Source organism: Nostoc sp. NMS4 (assembly GCF_017115095.1).
Taxonomy (GTDB): Bacteria; Cyanobacteriota; Cyanobacteriia; order Cyanobacteriales; family Nostocaceae; genus Nostoc.
On sequence record NZ_JABXKI010000398.1, the window covers coordinates 1 to 22174 of the forward strand.

At 42.1% G+C, this 22174-nt stretch carries 21 protein-coding genes; 8 read left to right on the plus strand and 13 right to left on the minus strand.

Translation table 11 applies throughout. The features are described from left to right. From HWQ37_RS32550 to HWQ37_RS32560, 3 genes are all read left to right on the plus strand, one after another. The coding region (locus HWQ37_RS32550) for an NACHT domain-containing protein (protein ID WP_292755231.1) at positions 1-1978 on the plus strand (1978 nt) is incomplete at its 5' end. Between the two features lie 254 nt (positions 1979-2232). Beyond that, positions 2233-2793, plus strand: coding sequence for a response regulator (locus HWQ37_RS32555; RefSeq protein WP_292755232.1), 561 nt, complete (start codon positions 2233-2235; stop codon positions 2791-2793). A gap of 52 nt (positions 2794-2845) precedes the next feature. Further along, the gene (locus HWQ37_RS32560; RefSeq protein ID WP_292755234.1) at positions 2846-3028 is read left to right on the plus strand and encodes a hypothetical protein; all 183 of its coding nucleotides are present in this window, start codon (positions 2846-2848) and stop codon (positions 3026-3028) included. 83 nt (positions 3029-3111) lie between these two features. On the opposite strand, the gene mgtA is transcribed toward HWQ37_RS32560, so the two are convergent. The 10 genes from mgtA to HWQ37_RS32610 form a co-directional block, all read right to left on the minus strand. Then, positions 3112-5631: a magnesium-translocating P-type ATPase gene (gene mgtA / locus HWQ37_RS32565; RefSeq protein ID WP_292755236.1), complete on the minus strand. Its 2520-nt coding sequence runs from the start codon at positions 5629-5631 to the stop codon at positions 3112-3114. An 11-nt stretch (positions 5632-5642) separates the two neighbouring features. Beyond that, positions 5643-6692, minus strand: a complete 1050-nt coding sequence (locus HWQ37_RS32570) for a sensor histidine kinase (RefSeq protein WP_292755238.1) — start codon at positions 6690-6692, stop codon at positions 5643-5645. Positions 6693-7272: 580 nt separating this feature from the next. After that, on the minus strand, positions 7273-7668 hold the full coding sequence (locus HWQ37_RS32575) for a hypothetical protein (protein ID WP_292755240.1): 396 nt from the start codon (positions 7666-7668) through the stop codon (positions 7273-7275). A gap of 289 nt (positions 7669-7957) precedes the next feature. Then, positions 7958-10591 (minus strand): cation-translocating P-type ATPase, encoded by a 2634-nt coding sequence (locus HWQ37_RS32580; protein ID WP_292755242.1) that lies wholly within the window; start codon positions 10589-10591, stop codon positions 7958-7960. 110 nt (positions 10592-10701) lie between these two features. Further along, the gene (locus HWQ37_RS32585; protein ID WP_292755244.1) at positions 10702-11520 is read right to left on the minus strand and encodes a potassium channel family protein; all 819 of its coding nucleotides are present in this window, start codon (positions 11518-11520) and stop codon (positions 10702-10704) included. Next, positions 11517-11828 (minus strand): chaperone modulator CbpM, encoded by a 312-nt coding sequence (locus HWQ37_RS32590; RefSeq protein WP_292755246.1) that lies wholly within the window; start codon positions 11826-11828, stop codon positions 11517-11519. The genes HWQ37_RS32585 and HWQ37_RS32590 overlap by 4 nt, the downstream gene beginning before the upstream one ends. Positions 11829-11930: 102 nt before the next feature. Then, positions 11931-12875: a DnaJ C-terminal domain-containing protein gene (locus HWQ37_RS32595; protein ID WP_292755248.1), complete on the minus strand. Its 945-nt coding sequence runs from the start codon at positions 12873-12875 to the stop codon at positions 11931-11933. A 39-nt stretch (positions 12876-12914) separates the two neighbouring features. Beyond that, positions 12915-13607, minus strand: a complete 693-nt coding sequence (locus tag HWQ37_RS32600; RefSeq protein WP_292755250.1) for a pentapeptide repeat-containing protein — start codon at positions 13605-13607, stop codon at positions 12915-12917. Positions 13608-13740: 133 nt separating this feature from the next. Then, positions 13741-14472, minus strand: coding sequence for a ZIP family metal transporter (locus tag HWQ37_RS32605; RefSeq protein ID WP_292755252.1), 732 nt, complete (start codon positions 14470-14472; stop codon positions 13741-13743). A gap of 56 nt (positions 14473-14528) precedes the next feature. After that, on the minus strand, positions 14529-15377 hold the full coding sequence (locus HWQ37_RS32610) for a DUF6920 family protein (protein ID WP_292755253.1): 849 nt from the start codon (positions 15375-15377) through the stop codon (positions 14529-14531). 596 nt (positions 15378-15973) lie between these two features. On the opposite strand from HWQ37_RS32610, the gene HWQ37_RS32615 reads away from it, so the two are divergent. From HWQ37_RS32615 to HWQ37_RS32635, 5 genes are all read left to right on the plus strand, one after another. Then, positions 15974-16159 (plus strand): hypothetical protein, encoded by a 186-nt coding sequence (locus tag HWQ37_RS32615; protein ID WP_292755255.1) that lies wholly within the window; start codon positions 15974-15976, stop codon positions 16157-16159. 390 nt (positions 16160-16549) lie between these two features. Then, positions 16550-18859 (plus strand): COR domain-containing protein, encoded by a 2310-nt coding sequence (locus tag HWQ37_RS32620; RefSeq protein ID WP_292755257.1) that lies wholly within the window; start codon positions 16550-16552, stop codon positions 18857-18859. A 46-nt stretch (positions 18860-18905) separates the two neighbouring features. Beyond that, the gene (locus HWQ37_RS32625; RefSeq protein WP_292755258.1) at positions 18906-19751 is read left to right on the plus strand and encodes a hypothetical protein; all 846 of its coding nucleotides are present in this window, start codon (positions 18906-18908) and stop codon (positions 19749-19751) included. Continuing rightward, positions 19748-20083: a DUF6883 domain-containing protein gene (locus tag HWQ37_RS32630; protein ID WP_292755260.1), complete on the plus strand. Its 336-nt coding sequence runs from the start codon at positions 19748-19750 to the stop codon at positions 20081-20083. The genes HWQ37_RS32625 and HWQ37_RS32630 overlap by 4 nt, the downstream gene beginning before the upstream one ends. 5 nt (positions 20084-20088) lie before the next feature. Beyond that, positions 20089-20775, plus strand: a complete 687-nt coding sequence (locus tag HWQ37_RS32635; protein ID WP_292755262.1) for a DUF4926 domain-containing protein — start codon at positions 20089-20091, stop codon at positions 20773-20775. 130 nt (positions 20776-20905) lie between these two features. On the opposite strand, the gene HWQ37_RS32640 is transcribed toward HWQ37_RS32635, so the two are convergent. The 3 genes from HWQ37_RS32640 to HWQ37_RS32650 form a co-directional block, all read right to left on the minus strand. Beyond that, entirely contained in the window at positions 20906-21247 is a 342-nt protein-coding gene (locus HWQ37_RS32640; RefSeq protein ID WP_265271247.1) for a XisI protein, read from the minus strand. Beyond that, a complete protein-coding gene (locus tag HWQ37_RS32645; RefSeq protein ID WP_292755266.1) occupies positions 21235-21648 on the minus strand; it encodes a XisH family protein in 414 nt (137 codons plus the stop codon). The genes HWQ37_RS32640 and HWQ37_RS32645 overlap by 13 nt, the downstream gene beginning before the upstream one ends. 212 nt (positions 21649-21860) lie before the next feature. Continuing rightward, positions 21861-22061: a hypothetical protein gene (locus tag HWQ37_RS32650; RefSeq protein WP_292755268.1), complete on the minus strand. Its 201-nt coding sequence runs from the start codon at positions 22059-22061 to the stop codon at positions 21861-21863. Positions 22062-22174: the final 113 nt, after the last annotated feature.

The window sequence follows — 22174 nt, forward strand, 5'->3', positions numbered from 1 at the left end:
TATTTTGCAGTTATTGGATATTAGCCGTCCCGTTGCGATCGATGACATATATATAGATGTGAATATTTTGGAGTCAATTGCCAGCCTTCAGTGGTTAGAAATCACCGATCTGCAAAACCTTGCTCCCAAAGAATTTGACCGTATTGGCTTAGGTGAAGTTGACGAGAAACAAATACCTGGTACACAGGCAATTGAAACTTACTCCAAAATTAGGGTACTAGGTAAACCAGGAGTAGGTAAAACCACCTTTTTGCAACATCTTGCCATTCAATGTAACCAAAGCGCATTTGCGGCAAATCAAGTACCAGTCTTGATCACACTGAGAAACTTTGCCCAAGAGTCTAAAATTACCAACGAGTTCAGCCTATTAAACTACATCCGCCAGGAATTTATCACATCTGGAATTTCCGATCCCTCAGTCATCGAAACCTTGCTGAATGAAGGTAGGGTATTACTGTTGCTTGATGGTATGGATGAAGTTCTCAACCAACAGAGCAATGCTGTCTTAAGCGAAATTCGCAGATTTTCAGAGAAGTATCACAAAAATCGGTTCGTGGCGACCTGTCGAACAGCAGCTCAAAAACTCAGACTCCGAGGCTTTACCGATGTTGAAATTGCCCCATTTACCTTAGAACAAATCCGAGCCTTCGCTCAAAAATGGTTTATGGTTTTTAGCAAGACCAGCCAAAAAGATGGTCAGGCGCAGTCCGTTCAGTTTATTCAAAAGTTGGAATTAGATGAAAATTGGCAATTTCGCCAACTCGTCGTCACACCCCTATTTTTGCATCTTGCCTGTTGGGTGTTTCACGGTAAAGGAAAATTTCCGACTAAGCGGACTGACTTTTATAAGGAAGGTTTAGACCTTCTATTAGGCAAATGGGATGAAGCCAGAGGCATTGAACGGGATGACGTTTACCGAGGGTTTTTATTATCACAAAAACTCAAGTTATTCAGTCAGATTGCAGCCGCGACATTTGAGCAGGGTCAGTACTTTTTTGAGCAACGCATCGTTGAGCAATATATTGGTGACTATATTCAGAATCTCAGCAACATGCCAATGGATGCAGAAGAACTGCAAATAGAAAGCGAAGCAGCGCTGAAGTCAATGGAGGCTCAACATGGGCTACTAGCAGAACGGGCGCGGGGAATTTTTTCCTTCTCCTATCTAGCCTTTCAAGAATACTTCACAGCGAGGAAAATCGTTGCCAGCCATAACTTAGAGGCATTTGGGCAAGCGCTATCCGGTCTGGTCAATCATATCACCGACCCGCACTGGCGCGAAATCTTCTTGTTAACCGCCACCATGCTCAGGAGTGCAGACTCTCTAGTACAGTTGATGAAGCAACAGATTGATACACTCGTTGCCCAAGATGCTTATTTACAAGAGTTTTTGACCTGGGCTAGCCAAAAATCTCGCAGTATTCCTACCCAATCAAAAGATGCGACAGTGAGAGCATTTTACCTAGCCTTGAGTCGGACTCCTCACATAGCTTCTCACTTTGCCCTAGCCAGCAGCCTCGACCAAGGGATGTTTCTGGATGCGGCATTAGATGACCTGCTGATAGAGTGTGCAATTGATGGAAACCAGGACTTTGCTCACATCCACGCCTGTGGAGATGCTATGAGCAACATTCTGGGTATTGTTCTGGATGTTGGACTCCATAAATCCCTGCAACAACTCTCTGACGAATTGCCAAATTCTGGTCAAAGTCAACAACGGTTTGAGCTATGGTCGCAAACGAACTATTCAGCTTGGGCTGAACAAGTAAAGAAGACGGTCGTTAATTATCGCAACATTAACCACGAGTGGCAGTTTAGCTCTGAGCAAGAGCAAGTGTTGCAACGCTACTATGATGCTAATCAGTTACTACTCGATTGCCTGCATAGCAATTGTGAGGTGACGGCTGCTATTAGGCAAGAAATTGAAGCCACTTTATTGTTGCCGATAAAGGAACTTGAGGACAGGGAATGGCAATAATTCTTTTGGTTAATTCCTGAAAGAGGTTTGGATTGCAAAAATCATCAAGAATTAAGTTTTGTGTCGTAGTTAATCAACTAATTCACAAAATCAAACAACACTAAATCATAGTACAGGAGCAGAATGTTTCATCTGAACCATTCAAATGATTCTCTCCTACTTTTGATTCAGACTACCCGCTTATTGAGCCTCCCTTGTAGTTACGGTTTTTTCAATCCCGCTTTGCACTTAAAATCTTAATCGCAGGTTTTGTTATGAATTTAACTATTGCCTCTCCTTTCAAAGTTGGGATACTCAAAGGTGTAAAGATACTCGTTGTAGACAACGATCTCGATAGTGGAGTGCTATATACCATCTTTCTCAAACATTTTGGCGCAAATGTGATCGCAACATGCTCCATCAAGGAGGCTTTAAAAATCCTGACTTGGTTTGTCCCCAACATGATAATCTGTGAAATAAGATTCTTAGGTGAAAGTGTCTATACTTTGCTCAATAAATTGACGGCTATCGAAGCACACAGCAAGAATCATATTCCAATTATTGTGACTTCAACCTCTGCCACAGGGACTATTGACCAAATTTCAGAGATAGAGTTTGAAAGATATTTGCTTAAACCAATTGACCTCGATCAATTAGTTATCATGATCGATAAACTAGTACTAATTAGAGGAATTAATATACCAAGAGAAGATGGCTATGGGCTAATACGAAAAGTCAGAACATTTATGTCTCCAAAAGAAAGAGAAATTCCAGCGATCGCTTTTACTGGCAATACTGAAGGCTCTCGCGTCTGTATATCCAAAAGCCTTTGGTGAAAGAGTTAGTAACACAAACAGCAAAACTGCTTAAACATTCTGGTAAAAGATCATGAAAACGGCAAGAAATAACCCACTAGATATACGCCACATTAGTCTGAAAGTAACAGAGTTAATTAAGGAATATGCTGTTGTCAATAACTGTACGCAGGATGAAATGCTAGAGCGTATTGTTTTGGAGTGGAACAGCCAACAAAGCGAGAGCGAAAGGCCATCAGGAGACGAAGATGAATAGCTTTTTTGTACAAGCCCTTGGCGTAATTCGTAATTCGTAATTCGTAATTCTTAATGGACTAAGCTTCTCCATGAACTGAGAGATTAAAATTTTACGTGGCTGTAAAACACTCGTTTGACATTCTCAGCCGCAGTCACATAGAATAACACGATCGCTCCCAGAACCAGCACAAAATTCAACGGCAATGGTTGAAATCCCAGTAGGGTTGCTAACGGTGTCCAGGGAATGATGATTGTCACTCCAATAGTCGCCAGTGTTGCCGCCAACAAGTATTTTCCTGGCTTGCTGCTAAAAATGGATTGGCGGGTGCGAACGACTAGCACAACCAGCGACGCAGAGATTACAGATTCCAAAAACCAGCCTGTTCTAAACTGTTGTGGTTGAGCGTGGAGCAGCAACAGCAGCGCCCCAAAGGTGAGATAATCAAATATGGAACTCAACAAACCAAAGACAATCATGAAGTTGCGGATAAACTTGATATCCATCCGGCGAGGTTTGTTGACTAATTCCTTATCTACCCGATCTGTTGCGATCGTCAATTCCGGAAAATCGGTGAGTAGGTTCGTCAGCAAAATCTGACTGGGTAGAAGCGGCAAAAAGGGCAGAAACAGAGAAATTCCCGCCATACTAAACATATTGCCAAAATTGGCGCTAGTTGCCATAAATACATACTTTAAGGTGTTGGCAAACGTCACTCGTCCTTCCTTTACGCCTTCGATGAGGACATTTAAATCCTTTGCCATCAACACAATGTCAGCAGCTTCCTTAGCGACATCGACTGCGCTCTCGACTGAAATGCCAACATCAGCAGCATGAAGCGCAGAGGCATCGTTAATACCATCTCCCAGATATCCAACTACATTCCCCGCTTTTTTGAGGGCGATAATGATGCGCTCTTTTTGGTTTGGCTCTACCTCGGCAAAAACATTTGTATCTTGTACTCGATGCATCAAGGCTTCATCACTGAGCTTTTCTAGTTCGGAGCCTGTCAACGCCTTTGGTTGGGGCAATCCTACCTGCTGAATGATACTCATAGCAACCGCCTTGCTGTCTCCGGTAATCATCTTCGGGGTGATTCCTAGCAGTTGCAATTCTTTGAGGGTGTCAGCAATGCCAACTTTGGGCGGATCGAAGAGAGCGAGGTAGCCGAGAAATGTCATGTTTGTTTCATCGTCTTTGCTGAAAGAATCTTGATTAAAATCACGATAAGCCACACCCAAGGCTCTAAATCCCTTACTGCCCAAGTCTTCAGCCTGTTGGTGGAGTTTTTGTCGCTGATCTGCAATAGCGATCGCTTTTCCCTCACCAGTCTCAACGGTTGAGCAAATATCCAGAATATTTTTTAGTGCGCCTTTAGTGATAATCAGATGGGTATTTTCTGTTTTAAACAAGATGCTTAGACGTTTGCGGTTAAAATCATAAGGCACTTCATCTAACTTTTGATAGCCAGAAATATCGAATGTTTTGTATTCACGAATCGCTGCATCGATGGGATTGACATAACCTGACTCAGATGCAGCATTCAAATAAGCGTAAAGTAGAACGCGATCGCTTTCTTTCCCCTCCACATCAACCGCAGAGTGAATTTTCACCTCTCCTTCCGTCAGCGTACCTGTTTTATCGGTGCAAAACACATTCATACTGCCAAAGTTTTCAATGGCGGGTAAGCGCTTCACAATCACCTGTTTTTTCGCCATTTTCTTGGCACCACGAGCCAGATTAACGCTGACGATCGCAGGTAGTAATTGAGGAGTCAAACCCACCGCCAGCGCCAGAGAAAATAGAAATGATTCCAGGACTGGGCGATGGAGGTAGACGTTAGCAACAAAAATTAGCACTACCAAAATTAGCGTTACTTCCATCAGAAAGTAGCCAAACTTGCTTAGTCCCCTTTCAAATTCCGTTTCGCTCGGTCTGAGTTTCAGGCGTTCCGATACTTTGCCAAATTCAGTTTCTTTCCCAGTATGAACGACTACTGCTTTTGCCGTTCCACTAATTACATTAGTTCCCAGATAGAGGGAATTGGTGCGTTGGCTCAGTCCAGTTTCAGCCGGCAATACGCCACTGAGCTTGTCAACTGGATAGGTTTCTCCTGTCAGTGCTGCTTCATCCACCGATAAATCTTTCGACTCTAAAACTAGACAGTCGCCCGGAATATTTTTACCTGCACTCAACAACACAATGTCGCCCCTAACTACTTCCTCATTGGGGATTTCTTGAGATTGACCATCTCTTAAAACAGTTGCTTTAACTTGCACTAATGCTAATAATTTTTCGACGGCGTTTGAAGCTCCTCGCTCTTGCCAAAATCCTAATAACCCACTGATGAAAACGATCGTCAAAATGATTATGGCATCTGCCGCATCTTTCAGAAAAATCGATAGCACCGCCGCAAAAATCAGAATCAAGATAATCGGACTCTTGAACTGATTAAGCAACAGCATCCATGCGCTCGATTTGTGTTTTTGTTTGAGGCTGTTTGCGCCGAACTCGCTTAGGCGCTGTTTGGCATCTTGACGGCTTAACCCGGAGGTTGTAGAGTGCATCTGTTGAAGCACCTGATCCGTGGATAAGCTCCAAAACGTAGAGAGTTGGGGATTCATGATTTTTTACACTAAACAATAACCTTTGGTAACTTAACGATAAAGCTTGTTCCCTTCCCTTCCGCACTTTCTATCTCAATTGTCCCTTGATGCGCTTCAATAATACTTTTTACTAAAAATAATCCCAATCCCCATCCTGTTTCAGTCTCAGCAGAGATGGTTCGGCGAAATTGTTGAAATAGGATTGATTGAGCGTCTAGGGAAATTGGATTGCCTTCATTGTGTATAGTGAGGCTGATGTGGGTTTCAGTTTGCTGGAGCGTGAGTATAATTGGCGTGCTGCGATCGCCATATTTCACAGCGTTAATGGCTAAGTTTTCAATCACCCGCCGTATTTCTTTACGGCTGCAATTGCTCCTGATATCAAAATCAGAGACCAAAATAAACCTGTCTCCATAAACGAAGCTCAAATCCTCCACTACGTTCTGAACTAGCTTGTCTAAATAGCATTCTTCAAATTCAAGCTTTAAGCTCTGCCCTGCCCGCAACCGACTTGCATCGAGCAGATTTTGAATCATCGAATCCATCCGATTGATCGCATTGTTTATTCTCGTTGCGACATCTACGTGATTATCACTTAGCTGAACCCGACGCTGCATCAGTTGAGTTCCTAATTTTACAGTATTGAGTAAACCTCTGAGGTCGTGAGTTAGCGTTACCGTAAATAGGTCTTGAATATCTCGTAGGGTCTGAGAAAATTGAGAGGCAGCGTCATTAACGGCTAGCTCAATAGAGTTAATAATGATGTCTCGCTCCTGCACTCCTAATGCCGCTTCTTCCTCTAAAACTTGAAAGATGACTTGACGGAGGATCTGGTACTCCATTATGAGTTGGGTTAAGGAGTAGTCAACATAACTTGCCCGTTCATGCCCATGCTGGTTGCAAATCCGAGTGCTTTCTGACTTGTCGGTAGCGATGCGCTTCAGTGTCCGATGAATCTTGGTGGAGAGTTCATCGACCAGTTGGTTTAAGTACTGAGGTAGCGAATCCTGCAAGAGAAGAGAGTTTTGATGGATTGATGCAGCAACTTCATCACGCGCCCGCACCTCCCATATTTGCATAATTCTTTCCGCATTTTGCTTAAGACACTCAGAAGCTTGGTTAGATATCATTTTGGCTTTATTGCAAGTTGAGCATAAATATAACTCCTCAAAGGAGCTTACTTAGGGAACTCCAAGAAATAAATTATCCAATCTTGTGGGGCGGACAAGATGTCCACCCCACAATAAATAATTGAATATTTTTTTATCTGGAAGTCCCTTACAACAAAGCATCAAGAGTAATTCAATTCTGTTAGCGGATAGCTAAGGTTTACTCATATCTTGCATCTAGGGCGTGTTTTCAAACTAATCGTTTAGTCTCATAACTTTTTAGATCCCCCTAAATCCCCCGATAAATTGGGGGACTTTGATAAATTTTTTGCCCCCCTTTTTAAGGGGGGGTTGGGGGGATCTAAGACTTTGAAAACACGCCCTAGCCCTGGCGATTAGAAATCGCGGCTATACAAACTTTCGTCCGCCTATCGCGCTTGCGCTGCGCCACGCGCACCACGCGGACTAACACCAAAATAGGGTTTCAAATTTAATCTGACGAGAGTAATAAAAGAGTTTAGCCCATTCTGTTCGATAAAACTAAAATAGTTTAATGCTGTCGAATCTTGGCAGCGATTTGATGATCCGTCATTTTGTCAACTGTTTCAATGCCTACGACGTGGCCACCCAGCTTATTTTCTTCAAGACGTTTTTTCAGTTCATCCTTTGCCTCACCTGGGCCAAATATCAGAATAGACTCTGCATCACGAATATATGCAATGACGGCATCATAGTAAATATTAAGTTCTCCTGTAAAAGTTCTCTGGAGGCTATCATCTGCGGGTACTTGATGGGATTCGTAAGCACCCTTAAGAGGTGAATCACCAGAACGCCGGGGCTGTTTTTCTACTTCCGATATTATCTCTTTTATATCTTCCCCTTTCTCGTTAACAGCCACGACAATAGCTTTCCTATGGTCAATCCACAGCCCTACTTTTGTTCTCATTGATATCTCCTTTGTTCACTAGTTACATCTAACTAAGTATCTATGAAAATTCATCTGGCATTTTTTAATTCTGTATCCTTGATTGGATCGGGTACAGAGGCAAATGAGATGCGTAGACGATTTGGCCTTACTACTTATTAATAGGTCTAAGTAAATAAATTTAAACCTTTAACTTCAATCGTTGAGCAAGGCTTGATTAATATGGCGATCGTTCTGCCACTTGCAAGGTAGTTTATTGTTAGCTTAACCTTTAAAATTGGCGAAGGTATTGTTCTTGAGGAAGATTTTCTTAGATAGAGTTTCCTGATTTAGATTTAATAACTCGTTGGGTTCGATTGAGAAACTTTAACTGTTCAAACCAAAGCAGAGCGATCGCCCCACCCCCCAAACAAATTGCCAGGTCGATTGGGTGCAAGAAGGAGAAACTAAACAATTGACGCAAGAACGGGACATACAAGACGATCGCGAGAAAAACCAGTCCCCCACCAATCACCCACCAAAGGGCAGCATTAGGAGATTTTAAGATTTTTAGGCTGAGGCGAGATGAAGAACTTTCACTCAAAATGAGTCCTAAATTTGCCAAAATTAACGTCGTAAACGTTAACGCACGGGCATCAAGTTCGCCTTGTCGGCGATATAGCGCAACCACAAAGATGACGAGAACGATCGCTAAAATTCCCACCCCTTGCAGCACTGCCAAACCCAAAGTTTTCCTACCAAATAAGGGTTCTTTGGGGTGGCGGGGAGGACGCTGCATCACCGTTGCTTCTGCGGGTTCGGCTTCTAAAACAATCGAGCAAGCTGGATCAATAATTAAATGTAGAAAGGCAACGTGAACGGGAAGTAATACTAACGGCAACTTAAACAAGACTGGAATCAAAGACATCCCAGCGATGGGAATGTGAATTGCAATCAGATATGCCATTGCTTTACGGAGATTATCAAAAATTCGCCGTCCCAGTTTCACCGCTTGCACGATGGATGAAAAATCATCATCCAATAACACTAACGCCGCCGACTCACGGGCAACATCTGTGCCTCGCTGTCCCATCGCAATCCCGATTTGGGCAGATTTGAGAGCCGGGGCATCATTCACACCATCCCCAGTCATGGCAACGACTTCACCCTTGGTTTTCAAAGCATTAACTAAGCGCAATTTTTGTTCGGGAACGGCTCGTGCAAAGATATTTGTACTTTGAATACGTTGTTGGAGTTCAGCGTCACTCATCAGATCCAATTCCGCTCCCGTCAGAATGGCTCCCATTTGCATCAATCCAATCTGACGAGCAATAGTTTGAGCCGTTCCAGGATAATCACCTGTAATCATAACTACTCGAATACCTGCGGTATAACATTCTTGAATTGCCGCCGCAACATTTGGACGCACTGGATCGGACAGTCCAACTAATCCGATAAATTGAAAAGGAAAGTCATGTTGTTCATCGGGTAAATGATTTGGATTAAGCGACGGATGAGGCGGTAAAAATGGCGGCGGCGCATCAACAAGAGAGGCTTTGGCAACGCCTAACACACGCAATCCTTGATTTGCCATTTCACTGACTTGGGCTGCCATAATTGTCTGCTGTTCGGGTGTGAAATGACAGAGATCCGCGATCGCTTCCGGCGCTCCTTTCGCGGCAATTTCATACTGCTTACCATCGGCTGACTGCCAAACGTGAGACATTGCCAATAGCTGCGGTGAGAGGGGATATTCTCGCAACAGTATCCAATCATCATGCAGATGTTCCGTATGTGCGAGATAGCGATCGCCTAATTCCTTAAATGCTTTCTCCATTGGATCAAAAGGATCTCTCTGACTCGCCAGAATGCAAAACTCGACTAATTCATGAACCGTTTCGGGGAGCGACTCTCGTAAATGCAATTCCAAATTATATGGGTGAGGGTTTTCTGCATAGTTGTATGCAAATAGCTGTTGTACAGCCATCTGATTCAGCGTCAGTGTCCCAGTTTTATCCACACACAGAAGCGTTGCAGAACCCAAGGTTTCCACGGCGGAAGCGCGACGAGCTAAAACGTGTTTCTGAGAAATTCGCCATGCTCCCAAGGCTAAGAAAATAGTCACGACAACCGGAAATTCATTCGGCAAAATTGCCATTGCTAGGGTAATACCTGCGAGAAATCCTTTGAGCCAATCTCCTCGCGTGATTCCATAAATAACAACGATTGCCACACACAATAATAAAGCGATGCCAAACAGACGGCTCACCAACCGAGTCATTTCTTGTTGTAGGGGAGTCGGTTCCGGCTTCACTTTTTGCAAAGCGTTGCCAATCTTGCCCATCTCTGTTTGAGCGCCCACCGCTTGGACTTGAGCAATTCCCTGTCCCTGAACTACTAAAGTTCCAGAATATACAAAGGGCAACTCATCTCCCCCTGGACGTGCCATTTCCACGGTACCGGCGGCAGCAACTTTGCGAACGGGTAGTGATTCGCCGGTTAATAACGACTCATCGGTTGAAAAATTTGTGCAAGATAGTACCATTGCATCGGCAGGAACGCGATCGCCTTCTGCCAACACTAAGACATCTCCCCGAACAACTTCTCGCCCCGCAATCCGTTTCCGCTCTCCATCCCGAATCACTAAGGCGCGAGGACTGGAAAGATCGCGCAAGGCTTCTAGGGCGTGTTCGGTCTTACCTTCTTGGTAAAGGCTAATCCCGGTGATGAAGAAGACGAAACCCAGCAAAATCAGGGCTTCTTGTAGGTCGCCTAAAATCCAATAGATGATACCACCACTGACCAGCAAGAGAAAGATCGGATCTTGAACGGTTTCCCAAACGAACAATAAAATACTGCCAGAGCGAGCCGAGGGGAGTTCATTGTAGCCTTCGTCTTTGAGCCGAGCGATTGCTTCAAGCTCAGATAAGCCAGCCACGGTATTGAGATCAACAGTAGAAACCATAATCCCGCTTTTTCCTATGAAACATAAAAAACAGATCAATCCGACTTAATGTTAAATGCCAAATTTGAGGAAGTTTTCAGGTAACATAAACGTTAATCTGGACTGTGGATTCATTGGTCTAAATCTTGTCGTGCTAAGGCTTGAATCTCAGTTCGCAGCGAGGTAATTTCTGCTTGCAAGGCTTTAATTGATTTCACACCTGCCAGTTCTGCTTGATCATTCTCGGCATCTTGATCAACAAAAAATACTGCTAGCGTTGCCGTTGCATAACCACAGACCGCGATCGCATACAGTGCTAGTAAAAAGCATAATACCCTTCCTTCTGCCGTCTTTGGAAAGTAATCAGATCCCATCGTGGTCATCACCATTGCCGTCCACCACAGGGCAGTGCCATAGTCAGTTATACCAACAGTACCAACAGAAAGTTTGTGTTCAAACCCATAAATTCCAGTTGCTCCAACCAAGATGACGATCGCAGTTAATCCCACCACATAGCCCACTCCTCGACGCTGAACACTTGTGGCGAGTAACCGCATTCCTCTATTGGTTCGTGCCATAACTCCCAACAAATGTAACCCACGAACCACATGAACTGATTGCAAAGATTGTATGACTCCCACAATCCGAAAGGTTCGCACAGCCGGGATCAGCAGAGAAAAGACGATTAACCAGTTGTGTTTGAGGTAAGAAATTTTGCGGGGAGCAAGGAGAAATTTGATCCCAAAATCTACGATAAAGGCGATCCAAATGATGGCAGCGATCGCTACTAAAAGAGGATTCAATCCCCAAACTAGCTCAACGATAAAAAGTCCCAACCAAGCAAAGCCCAGCAACAGCATCGGCGTTTCTAGCCAATCTTCCAACTGTTGCAGCACTTCACTGCGCTCTTGATCTAACGCCGGCTTTGACCGTTGGTTCAGATTGCTCATAATGAGTTAGAGGGATGAGACTGATACACCTTTAGCTGTGCCCGTAATTGGGCAATTTCAGTCGTCATATCTAGCACCATTGCTGCTCCGACTAAGTTTAGCCCCAAATCTCGACGCAAGCGTTGAATCTGAGCAATTCGCGCAATCTCGCGGGAATGCAGTAAATCACCGATGGGTTCGATTACGCCTAACTCAACGTAAAACTTCACCAGTGTAATCGAAGTCTTAGTGAGCAATGCAGCATATTCAAAGCTGTAGAGTTGCTCACCTTGGAGTGAAAGCACGGTTTTTGAAAGGCTGAAGGTCATACAATTTTGGATTTTAGATTTTGGATTTTGGATTGACCCCAGAGATAAATTTAGGGGCTTGAGAATTTTAGATTTTGGATTGTACCACTAAGGAAATACTAGTCATAATTTAATCTCCTCTAACTGGGTACGTGGGTTAAAGCTAGTGTTTGCCTGGATTTTTTCGTAGTATTCTTGTTCGATCGCACTTAGGTCTTGCGGCGTGACAATCTGAAGTTTGGCAAATAAGTCACCTCGTCCCCCTTTTGGCAATGTCCAGCCTTTGCCGCGCAGTCTCAGGGATTGCCCCGATCGCACCCCTTTAGGAACTTTCATCGTCACGCTGCCATCGGGGGTTGGGACGCTGATTTCTGCCCCTAAAACCGCTTCATCGGGGCGAATGGGAATGTCACAAACGAGGTTATCGCCCTCAAATCGATAGAAGGGATGGGTTAACACCTCGATAGTTAGATATAAATCGCCGCGCTGTTGAGAGAACGGACTAGGACGACCTTTACCCTTGAGCCGAATTCTACTACCTGGTTTTGCACCTGCGGGAATACGGACGTTGATGGTTTCGTCGTCGAGTTGTAGCCGTTTTTGGACACCGTGAAATGCTTCGGAAAATGTGAGGGCGATCGCGGCTTCAGTATCCGGTGCGGGTGCTTGAGAACGAAATCCCCCATTAAAATCATCAAAGCCACCAGTAGGGGTTTTACGTCTCGATCGACCCAGTAGATCGTTGATAAACGAATCAAAATCGCCGTACTGATCGAAGTCAGTTGTACCAACATTAGTTCCGCTAGGTGGCGGCGCTTCAGTGTAACCAGGATTATTCCAGTGCTGACCAAAGCGATCGTACTTCTGCCGCTTCTCTGGATCAGAGAGTACTTCATTCGCTTCATTCAGTTCTTTAAACTTTGTCTCTGCGTCATTGTCTCCAGGATTCAGGTCAGGATGATATTTGCGGGCAAGCTTGCGGTAAACCCGTTTGATTTCTTCAGGGGTTGCGGTTTTGCTTACTCCCAAAATGGCATAGTAGTCTTTAAAGTCTGTTGCAGTTGGCATTACTTACCTCTCGATTGCAGGTTATTTTGCGGTGGGTAGCTACTCCCGATTCTCAAAATCTTTATCTGTCGTTTCTTCATTAACAGCTTTAACTATTACATTTGCATACCTTTGAAGAATATAAGCAGCTTGGAATAAATCTAAAATTGCACCTTTAAGCTGATTTATATTAATTTGTAAACCTTCTATATTAGAACCTCGAAAATCTGTGTCTTTAAATTTAGCATCAGCAAGGATAACATTATTCATTTGGCAATTGATAAACTTTACATTTATCAGAGAAGACTCTAGAAATGTAGAATCTTCAAGGATACAATTGTCAAAAATACAATTATCAAATTTACTGAAATTAAATTGTGATAATTGTCCTTGACAGCCTTTAAAAATAACATTTTTAAATCTGGATTTTATTCCTTGAAATCCTAGTAGCCTACAGTTAATAAACTCAACTCTATTAATTGAGCCTTCTTCCCATTCAGTATTGGCAAAATCACTTTTATCAATTCTAACATCTTGCAGAGTAAGTTTTTTAAAATAGGTATTTATAGCTTTAACATTATCAAAGTATGCATACTGAAAATCTACTCCTTTAGTTCCCTCAAGCTGGCAATTTGATAAGTGTACATTTTTATAGCTTTCTAATTCATATAATTGGTTATCTGGTATCCCCTGATTCATTGTTTCAGATGAAGGTATATTAGGAGGATCAATAGCTCTATGTTTGCTAGGCATATTTTGTTATTGGAAATCATTTTATTTAAAAAATACGTCATGAATGCTCTAATAGTCAAGTGAAAAATACAACTCACAAAACATCAAGAATAAAATTAAAAGAAGTTAACGACTGCATTTGCTCAGGCTTCAACTATTCAAGATAAGATGAGAACAACATTGAAAGTGCAAAACTCCCGATAAACGTTAAGGTAGATAAGTTTGTATCTTGAGTTTGATGGGCTTCCGGCAGAATTTCTTCAACGATCGCCACCATTAAAGTGCCTGTTGTAAATGCAAGTACAATTAACTTGGGTAGATCAGTTTGTCCGCGCAACCCCCAATAGCCCAGCGTCGCACCCAGCCAAACAGGAATCAGAAATGCCGCAAGTAACCAAAATCGCTGTGTTCGCGGCATATTTTGACTCTTAAACTCTGCATTGGTGACAAATCCTTCGGGAATGTGAGCCACAACTCTCCCCGATGTCAGCACTACCCCAAGATGAGGTGCGATCGTTAAACTGGTGCCAATCATTAAGCCATCGCCAAATAAGTCGATGGCAATGCTGAGAAAAATCACCCAACTGACACTATTATGATCAACGCCACGCAGTCGATTTTTGCTTAAATTGAGAAGCTGATTAATCCAGACAAAAAAAGCTCCACCCAAAAACAACGCTAAAATAGCTGCCCAAACAGGTTTGGCGATCGCAACTCTCGGTATCAGTTCGGTAGATGCGATCGCCAACAACACCCCAGCAGCAGCGTGCAGTGCAAGTCCTAATGTTTGTTTTGATGACGGTAAGGCTTCAGCAATCATTGCTCCCATGAAGTTGCTGACAACGGGCAAAGCTGATAGTGTGAGAGCAAATAGAAATTCCTGCATAGTCACGCTCCGCTAGTCGTAACAGACTTTTTGATGTTTGTTTTGATTGCAGTCCATCAAGACGCGAACTCATAGTGAATCTCTGTAGTTCTTCCTTTAAAATAGAGCCGAGTGCCTTCTGGATACTCCCATCCCACCTCGCCTTCTAAGGGAATAAGCATCCCATTACGAACTGAATATTCCCAGAATCGACCGACCCAAGGCATAGCAGTCAGCTTGTCACGATAACGAGCCTCAGCCCGACAAGTAGCGATCGTCCCTTCAGCATTAAACTGAAATACAAGGGAGACAGTGGTTGCCCCATCGGTCAGAGTAGCGCGAGCGGAGGTGTCATCAATTGCATCCCAGCGCACACCCTGACTCGGTAATAGGGCAGTGGGATACCAAGTAGTTTCAGCAAAAAACCGCAATAATTCACCTTGGTTCGATTCAGGCGCACCGTGCATTTTTGCAACGGTGAAAAGACCGAGTAATGATGCGTGTAAGCTGCCTTCCCCTAACAGATAGGTATCATGAACAAAGGCGTTCAGTCCTGGAGCCATCTGAATACGTGCATCCCAATCAAAACCGGGGCGCTGAGTAATCACAAGTTGAGTGGCAGTAAACGGACTCCACTTATCTTCAGTTTCACTCATATTGAACTGTCCCTGCTGAGATAGTTTGACCGCAGAGGCGATCGCTTGTCCATCCTTGAGTACTGTCTTGAAAAATCGCTGTACGGGATCTGGTAAGCCTTCGATTTCTTTTTGCTCATAGATTTGGGGCTTAATTGTTCGCCGTCCATTTATTAATTTGGCTCGTAAGTTATCAGTGTTTGACTGCCAGCGATAGCTACCATAGATCGCAGCAAGTCCGAGGCAGACTATGATTAAAACACCAATCATTGCAATCCATTTCATCCACATGATGCTTACCTATAGTTGTTAATTCAGAATTTGATAGATTGTGATGATAAAAATGATTACGAAAATAGTTGTATAAATTGACTTAGTATATTTGGCTAACCAACTTGGAAGATAAATATCAAAATTGTCCTTTTGGGAATTTGAATATTTGCGGGCAAGCAGATTTAATGGGCAGTGTAATTTAAACGTTAGTAGGGTTAGCCCTTCTAGAAATACAAATCCATAACCAATCCAGAGCCAGAGATCGAGTTTATTTGCGAACGCAGCATAAAGCATATAGAAAATCACAAAGTTGAAGAAGGGAGCATGTCAACGTATGAATAATTTTAATTAGCGTCAATTTTGTTTTATCTTCCATATCCGTATTAGTCTGACGGATGGTTGTTCTATTTCCTGAATGAATTGATTGAATACGATATAAAACTTAACAATCTATTTTGTAAAGAATGCCAAAAATTGATCGCAGGTATAATAACAGAGATAGCCTCAAGGTGCGATGTCTGCGACGGGCTACGCCTACGCTAAACCTGTGTAATTCATTTTGAGACTGATTCGTTATAATACTGACGATAAACTTTGCTAAAGAGGGCAAATGTATGACTAGCCGCGAGCAGCTTATCCAAGAACTTGCAGAGGTTCCAGATGAGTTAATTAAAGTAATGTTAGATTTTTTGCATCGGGTTCAGACAACGCGTAGTCATCATCCTCTAGCAAAATTTGCGGGTATTTTGAGTGATGATGAGGCGGCTGATTTACAGAAAGCAATTCAAGCTGATTGGTAATGATGGCTATTATGTTTTGCGTAGGCGTAGCCCGTCGTAGACATCGCCTTTTCCCATCATCTCAAGGCGCGTTGGCGTAGCCCAACCCAGGCATCGCTTAAGAGGATGTTTTAAAAGTCCTATTGTAAGTATCAAAACGTTTTAGATCCCCCTAAATCCCCCTTAAAGAAGGGGGACTTTGATTCCGGTTCCCCCCTTTTTTAAGGGGGGTTAGGGGGGATCGATAAGTACCTAAAATCACAGTCAAATACTTTTCAAACATCCTCTAAATCCGCAATATCCCAAACAGCGAACTGACAGATCGCCAAAAAATGATGGTCTAGCATTTTCCCTAATCAGTTAAGATCATCTTCATCAATCTTCTTTCCTTTTACCGTTCTCCTTTGAATTATGACGCAGGATGAGTTGTTGGTACTGATAGATCGCGCCGTGGCTGAGGATTGGCAAGAGTTAGACTTGTCGGGGCAAGAGTTGACTGAGTTACCTGTGGAAATTGGTAAGTTGCAGCAGCTTGAGTCTTTGATTTTGGGAAAGAAGGTTAAAGGTTATGAAGAAGTAGGAGGCCGCTATCTCCAAAAGGTTTCGGGCAACAATTTAAAAACCCTTCCTCTGGAACTATTGGGTTTGCCTAATTTGCGTAAGTTGGATATTAGTGGCAATCCTTTAGAGAGCATTCCTGATGTGGTAACGCAAATACTACATTTAGAGGAACTTATTTTAATTCGAGTAGAGCTAACTGAAATACCTGATGCGATCGCTAAATTAACCAATCTGACGCAGCTTGTCCTCAGTTACAACCAAATAACCCAGATTCCAGAGGCGATCGCTAATTTAACCAATCTGACGCAGCTTGTCCTCAGTTACAACCAAATAACCCAGATTCCAGAGGCGATCGCTAATTTAACCAATCTGACGCAGCTTGTCCTCAGTTACAACCAAATAACCCAGATTCCAGAGGCGATCGCTAATTTAACCAATCTGACGCAGCTTGACCTCAGTGGCAACCAAATTACCCAGATTCCAGAGGCGATCGAAAGTTTGCCGAACTTGGAAAAACTAGATTTACGGGGAAATCCGCTTCCTATTTCACCAGAGATTTTAGGATCTTCTAATGATGTTGGTTCAGTTGAAGACATTTTCAATTACTTGCAATTACTCCGTAGCGGTGAAGTGCGTCCACTCAACGAAGCCAAACTATTGCTCATCGGACAAGGTAGCGTCGGCAAAACATCGCTCATCGAGCGACTAATCCGCGATAAATATGATGAAAATCAATCCCAAACTGACGGACTCAATGTAGAAACTTGGAACGTGCAGGTCAATAGTAAAGACATCCGCCTCAATGTTTGGGACTTTGGCGGACAGGAAATTTATCATGCTACCCATCAATTTTTTCTGACTAAACGTAGCCTCTATCTCCTAGTTTGTAATTGTCGCACCAGCGAAGAAGAAAACCGCATCGAATATTGGCTAAAACTAATCGAAAGCTTCGGCGGACAGTCCCCCGTGATTATCGTTGGCAACAAAAAAGACGAACAACCCCTCGACATAAACCGCAAGGCATTACGCGAAAAATATCCTAACATCCAAGCCATTATCGAAACCTCCTGCCAAGACAATATCGGCATTAATGAACTTCGCACCGCTATTTTGAAGCAAATCGGCAAGCTCAAAGAAGTCTACGATCTTCTACCTCTCTCATGGTTTGAGGTTAAACAAAAACTCGAATCCATGACTGAAGACTTCATCAGCTACAGTAGCTATATCGGCATCTGCTACAAAAACAATATTCCCGAAGAACAAAACCAAGAGCAACTGATCGATCTCCTCCATCGACTCGGCTTAGTTCTCAACTTCCGCGATCACCCCATCCTCAAAGATACCAATGTTCTCAAACCCAACTGGGTTACAGAAGGCATTTACGCGCTCCTGAGCGATGAAAATCTCAAAACTCAAACCAAAGGCATTTTCACCCCCGATGATCTCACCCGCATCCTCAATCCAGAGCGTTACCCTACCAAGCGTCACGGCTATTTAATCGAGCTGATGAAAGAATTTGAGCTTTGCTTTGAATTAGATTCTAAACCACCACAATTCCTGATTGCAGGACTTTTGCCAAAAGACCAACCAGACGAAACAGAACTCGAAGGCGAAACCCTGGAATTTCAATACCATTACAAAGTTCTCCCCGAAAGCATTATCTTCCGCTTCATCGTCAACACCCACGAAAAAATTCATAACCAAATCTATTGGCGCAGTGGCGTAATGCTTCAATATCAAGAAAACAACGAAATCTACAACATCGCTCGGATCAAAGCTGATCCCGAAGACAAAAAAATCTTCATCACTATTAGCGGACGCAAAGAAACCCGCCGCTTATTTCTCGGTATCCTCCGCGATGTCTTCCACAAAATCCACTCTACTCTCCCCAATCTCGAAATTACGGAATGGGTTCCTGTCCCCAACTATCCCAATCATCCGCCCCTCGATTACCAAGAACTTCTGGGACTTCAGGCAATGGGTGAAAGCACAGTCACTATCGGTAAACTAAAATTAAAACTCGATTTGCGTCAACTTTTAGATGGATATGAGCAAATTTATGTTCGTCAAAAGCAATCTAATTCTTTTATCGTACCCAGCTATGAGGATATTGTAGAAAGCCAAATAAATATTGATATATCTTCTCTTCTTGAAAAATAAATGCATATAAAAAATATCCAATATACAATCTTTTTGACTAAAGATAATGAATACTGATTACCACATCTATGTAATTTTTCCTCAGTCTCAGGAAGGATTATGTGAATTTATTACTCAGCATATTATTGAATCATTTAGTATTGAATGTGAAGGCATTACATACGATTACGATAAAATAAACATCAAAAAAATTAATAAAATTATTGAAGAACAATGCATTTTAATTATTGGCTATGAAGGAAATATTTCTTATGGAAATTGTTATAAATTAGGAATGGCTCACGCAAAAAATAGAATTGTAATTCTCATTAATATTCTTCCCGATCAAGATATAAATTATAAAGAAAATCCTGAATATATCAGAAAACATTTTTTTGTCATATTCCAATCTTTTGTCATATCCCAATCGGAGGATGCTTATAAAGAAGAATTAAAAAAAATCACAAGAAATCTAGAAGCTATAATTAATGTAATTTTAATAAATGATTTTTCTAGTATTCTTTATTTAAAAGCTATTGAATGGTGCAATATTTTGGAGACAAAAACTAAAGTTACTATTACTAAATTAGATCAAAATGTGTTTAACAATCGACTAATTCAATATAAAGAACACTTTTTAAAAAAATACAACACAACATTATTCGATTTGTATTTAGAAGATGACAAAAGTTTGTATAAAATTTTACTACAATGTATTTGTGATGATAAATATGACCGTATGAAGATTGAACAATTACTAGCTAAGAGTCAGCAGCAACCACAATTAACTCAGAAAAACTCATCTGATTATGCACCTAACGTTACTTATAATTTTAATATTAGACATGATAACCAATATGGAGAAGGCGATAATTTTGGTGGGGATGAGGTCGAAGGCAATAAAACAGGATGAAGTTACCCAACTTTGAATTAGCCTTTATCGATCGCAACAAACTGCAAAACTATAGCCTCAACTCCCAACACGATCGCGGAAAGCACAAAGCCAGACTGTTTGCCGCTATTCTAGATTTAGGTAGGGATGATGCAGAAATTTTGCAACTGCTAATCCAAGATGCGATTCAGAATTATGAAGCGATTCCCAGCCTGTTAGATGAATATGGTCAACGCTATATCGTCGATTTCCCTATCACCCGCAACCAAAACACTGCTAACATTCGCACAACTTGGATCGTCCACCCCACCGAAGATTTTCCCCGTCTCGTTAGTTGCTATATTTTGAGGTAATGCTCATGCTTGCGACCCCAAACAAACTCAATTTATTAGATATTGTTGCACTTAAAACTCCCTTATCCGAACATAACCTCCTTGCAGGTCAAGTGGGAACCATTGTCGAAATCCTCGCCCCCGAAGTATACGAAGTAGAATTTAGCGATGATGACGGTCAAACATACGCCATGCAAGCCTTACCAGCCCATCAACTCCTCAAACTCCATTACAAACCCCTAAAAACTATGTCTAACAACATCCATCAATACGGCAAAGGCGATAATGTTGCAGGTGATAAAATCCAAGGTGATAAAATCCAAGGTGATAAAAACGAAAATGACTTCAACGAGGCAACTATTGGATTTGTCGCTCAAAACCAAGCCCAAGCCACAGTAAGCAACCTTAATCAAACAAGCGGCGCAAGCGTAGCAGAACTAATGCAATTGATCGGCAACTTACGCCAAACTGCTGCCCAATTTCCACGAGAAACCCACGACGACATTATCATCGATATTGATGATGTAGAAGTAGAAATTCAAAAGCCAGAAAAAGAACGCAATTTACCCAAACTCAAAAAGCGTCTACTAGCTTTAATAGCTGCTGGTACTCTAGTCGCTGCCCCGATAGCAGGTATGACAGGCTTTACAAAGGATGTTATGGAAATAGGAAGCAAATTAGGCATAGAACTAAAGCTTCCCCCTGTTAAATAGACTTTTCTCACTCCAGGGGCGATGGCTTCGCCGGTTCGCAAAGCGACCATCGCATAGGTTGAAATGATACCCGCCTTTGACTTAATGAAAATTGAACTAGCGATCGCTATTCATCAATCAATATTTAAACCTAACCTACAGCAAACTCAGTATCAGAGCGCACTCTAGCAGGTTGAAAACCCAAAACTATATCTTCATGCGGTACACCCAATTTTAATAACTCATAGGCAATTCCATCTGCCGTACCATCATATTGAATCCAAATTTTGCCATTTTTAATATCCAAATGTAGCAAACATCCATAATCTCTGATATCATTCTGCTTCCAACCCACATACACCAATTGATAGCGATCGCGTTCCGTATCAAAAATAGGTTGAGCCTCAACATCCTTTGCAGATTTCATCGAGCGATCGGCTTTTGCTTGGATTAGTTGTTGAATATATTGCCTGTAGAGAGCTACTTTATCCATTGCTCAATCGTCTCCTTTTCTAAGTCATAAACTAAAAGCTTAATTTGACTGCGTTGTACTACACTTTTAATAAAAGCTAAGTTAAAAAAGGTTTGATAAACAAAACGAGGGACTGCTAAATATAAAATTCGCTCTGGATCTTCATCTTCTAAAGCATAGCGATAATCTAAAAACTGTCCATGCGCTAAATGAAAATCAGAAATCCTTGAGGGACTAATAAAACTTTTCACCTCAACCGCAATTTTATCATTTCCCCTTTGGGCAGCGATCATCTGTTCCGCCCCAATGACTAGATACATTTCAACCCCACCTATACGCAATTCGTATGGATCATGAGTTATTTGCCATCCGTCTTTTTCAAGAGCGCGTTTAACTTGCTCGTGATACAAATCTTTTGCCATATTATGGGTTGCGTTGAGGAAGTTGAGCGATCGCTAATAAATCATGGCACTAAAACATTTTAGCTAAAATTTGACCAACTCAAAACTTTCTGTATGCTGTAAAATTGAACTAGCGATCGCAAACCAAAATAATTACCAAATAATTGTTACCAACTTTGCAGCAAAAATATTTTGATCGCAAGTTAATAAAGCTACTTGATTTCCTTGACTCTCTACAACTCAGCATCTTTGAAATCAGACTCAGTGGATTGCTGAGAACCTGAAAACATACCAAAAGACATAAGCTGACTATCTAAACTGACTGGTTGAGAAGTTAAAAAAGTTACAAAAACTTGGCTTTCAGTAATGTTTTGTGGCACTTCAGCTAATTCGATTTTGCCGTTCCTGTATATTCCTTGAATTGTTTGTAACATAATGGGTTGCGTTGAGGAACTTGAGCGATCGCTAATAAATCACGGCACTAGAACATTTGGTTCTTGCGTTACTTTTATGGAAAATTAATACTAAAGTGCCAGTTTAATAAACT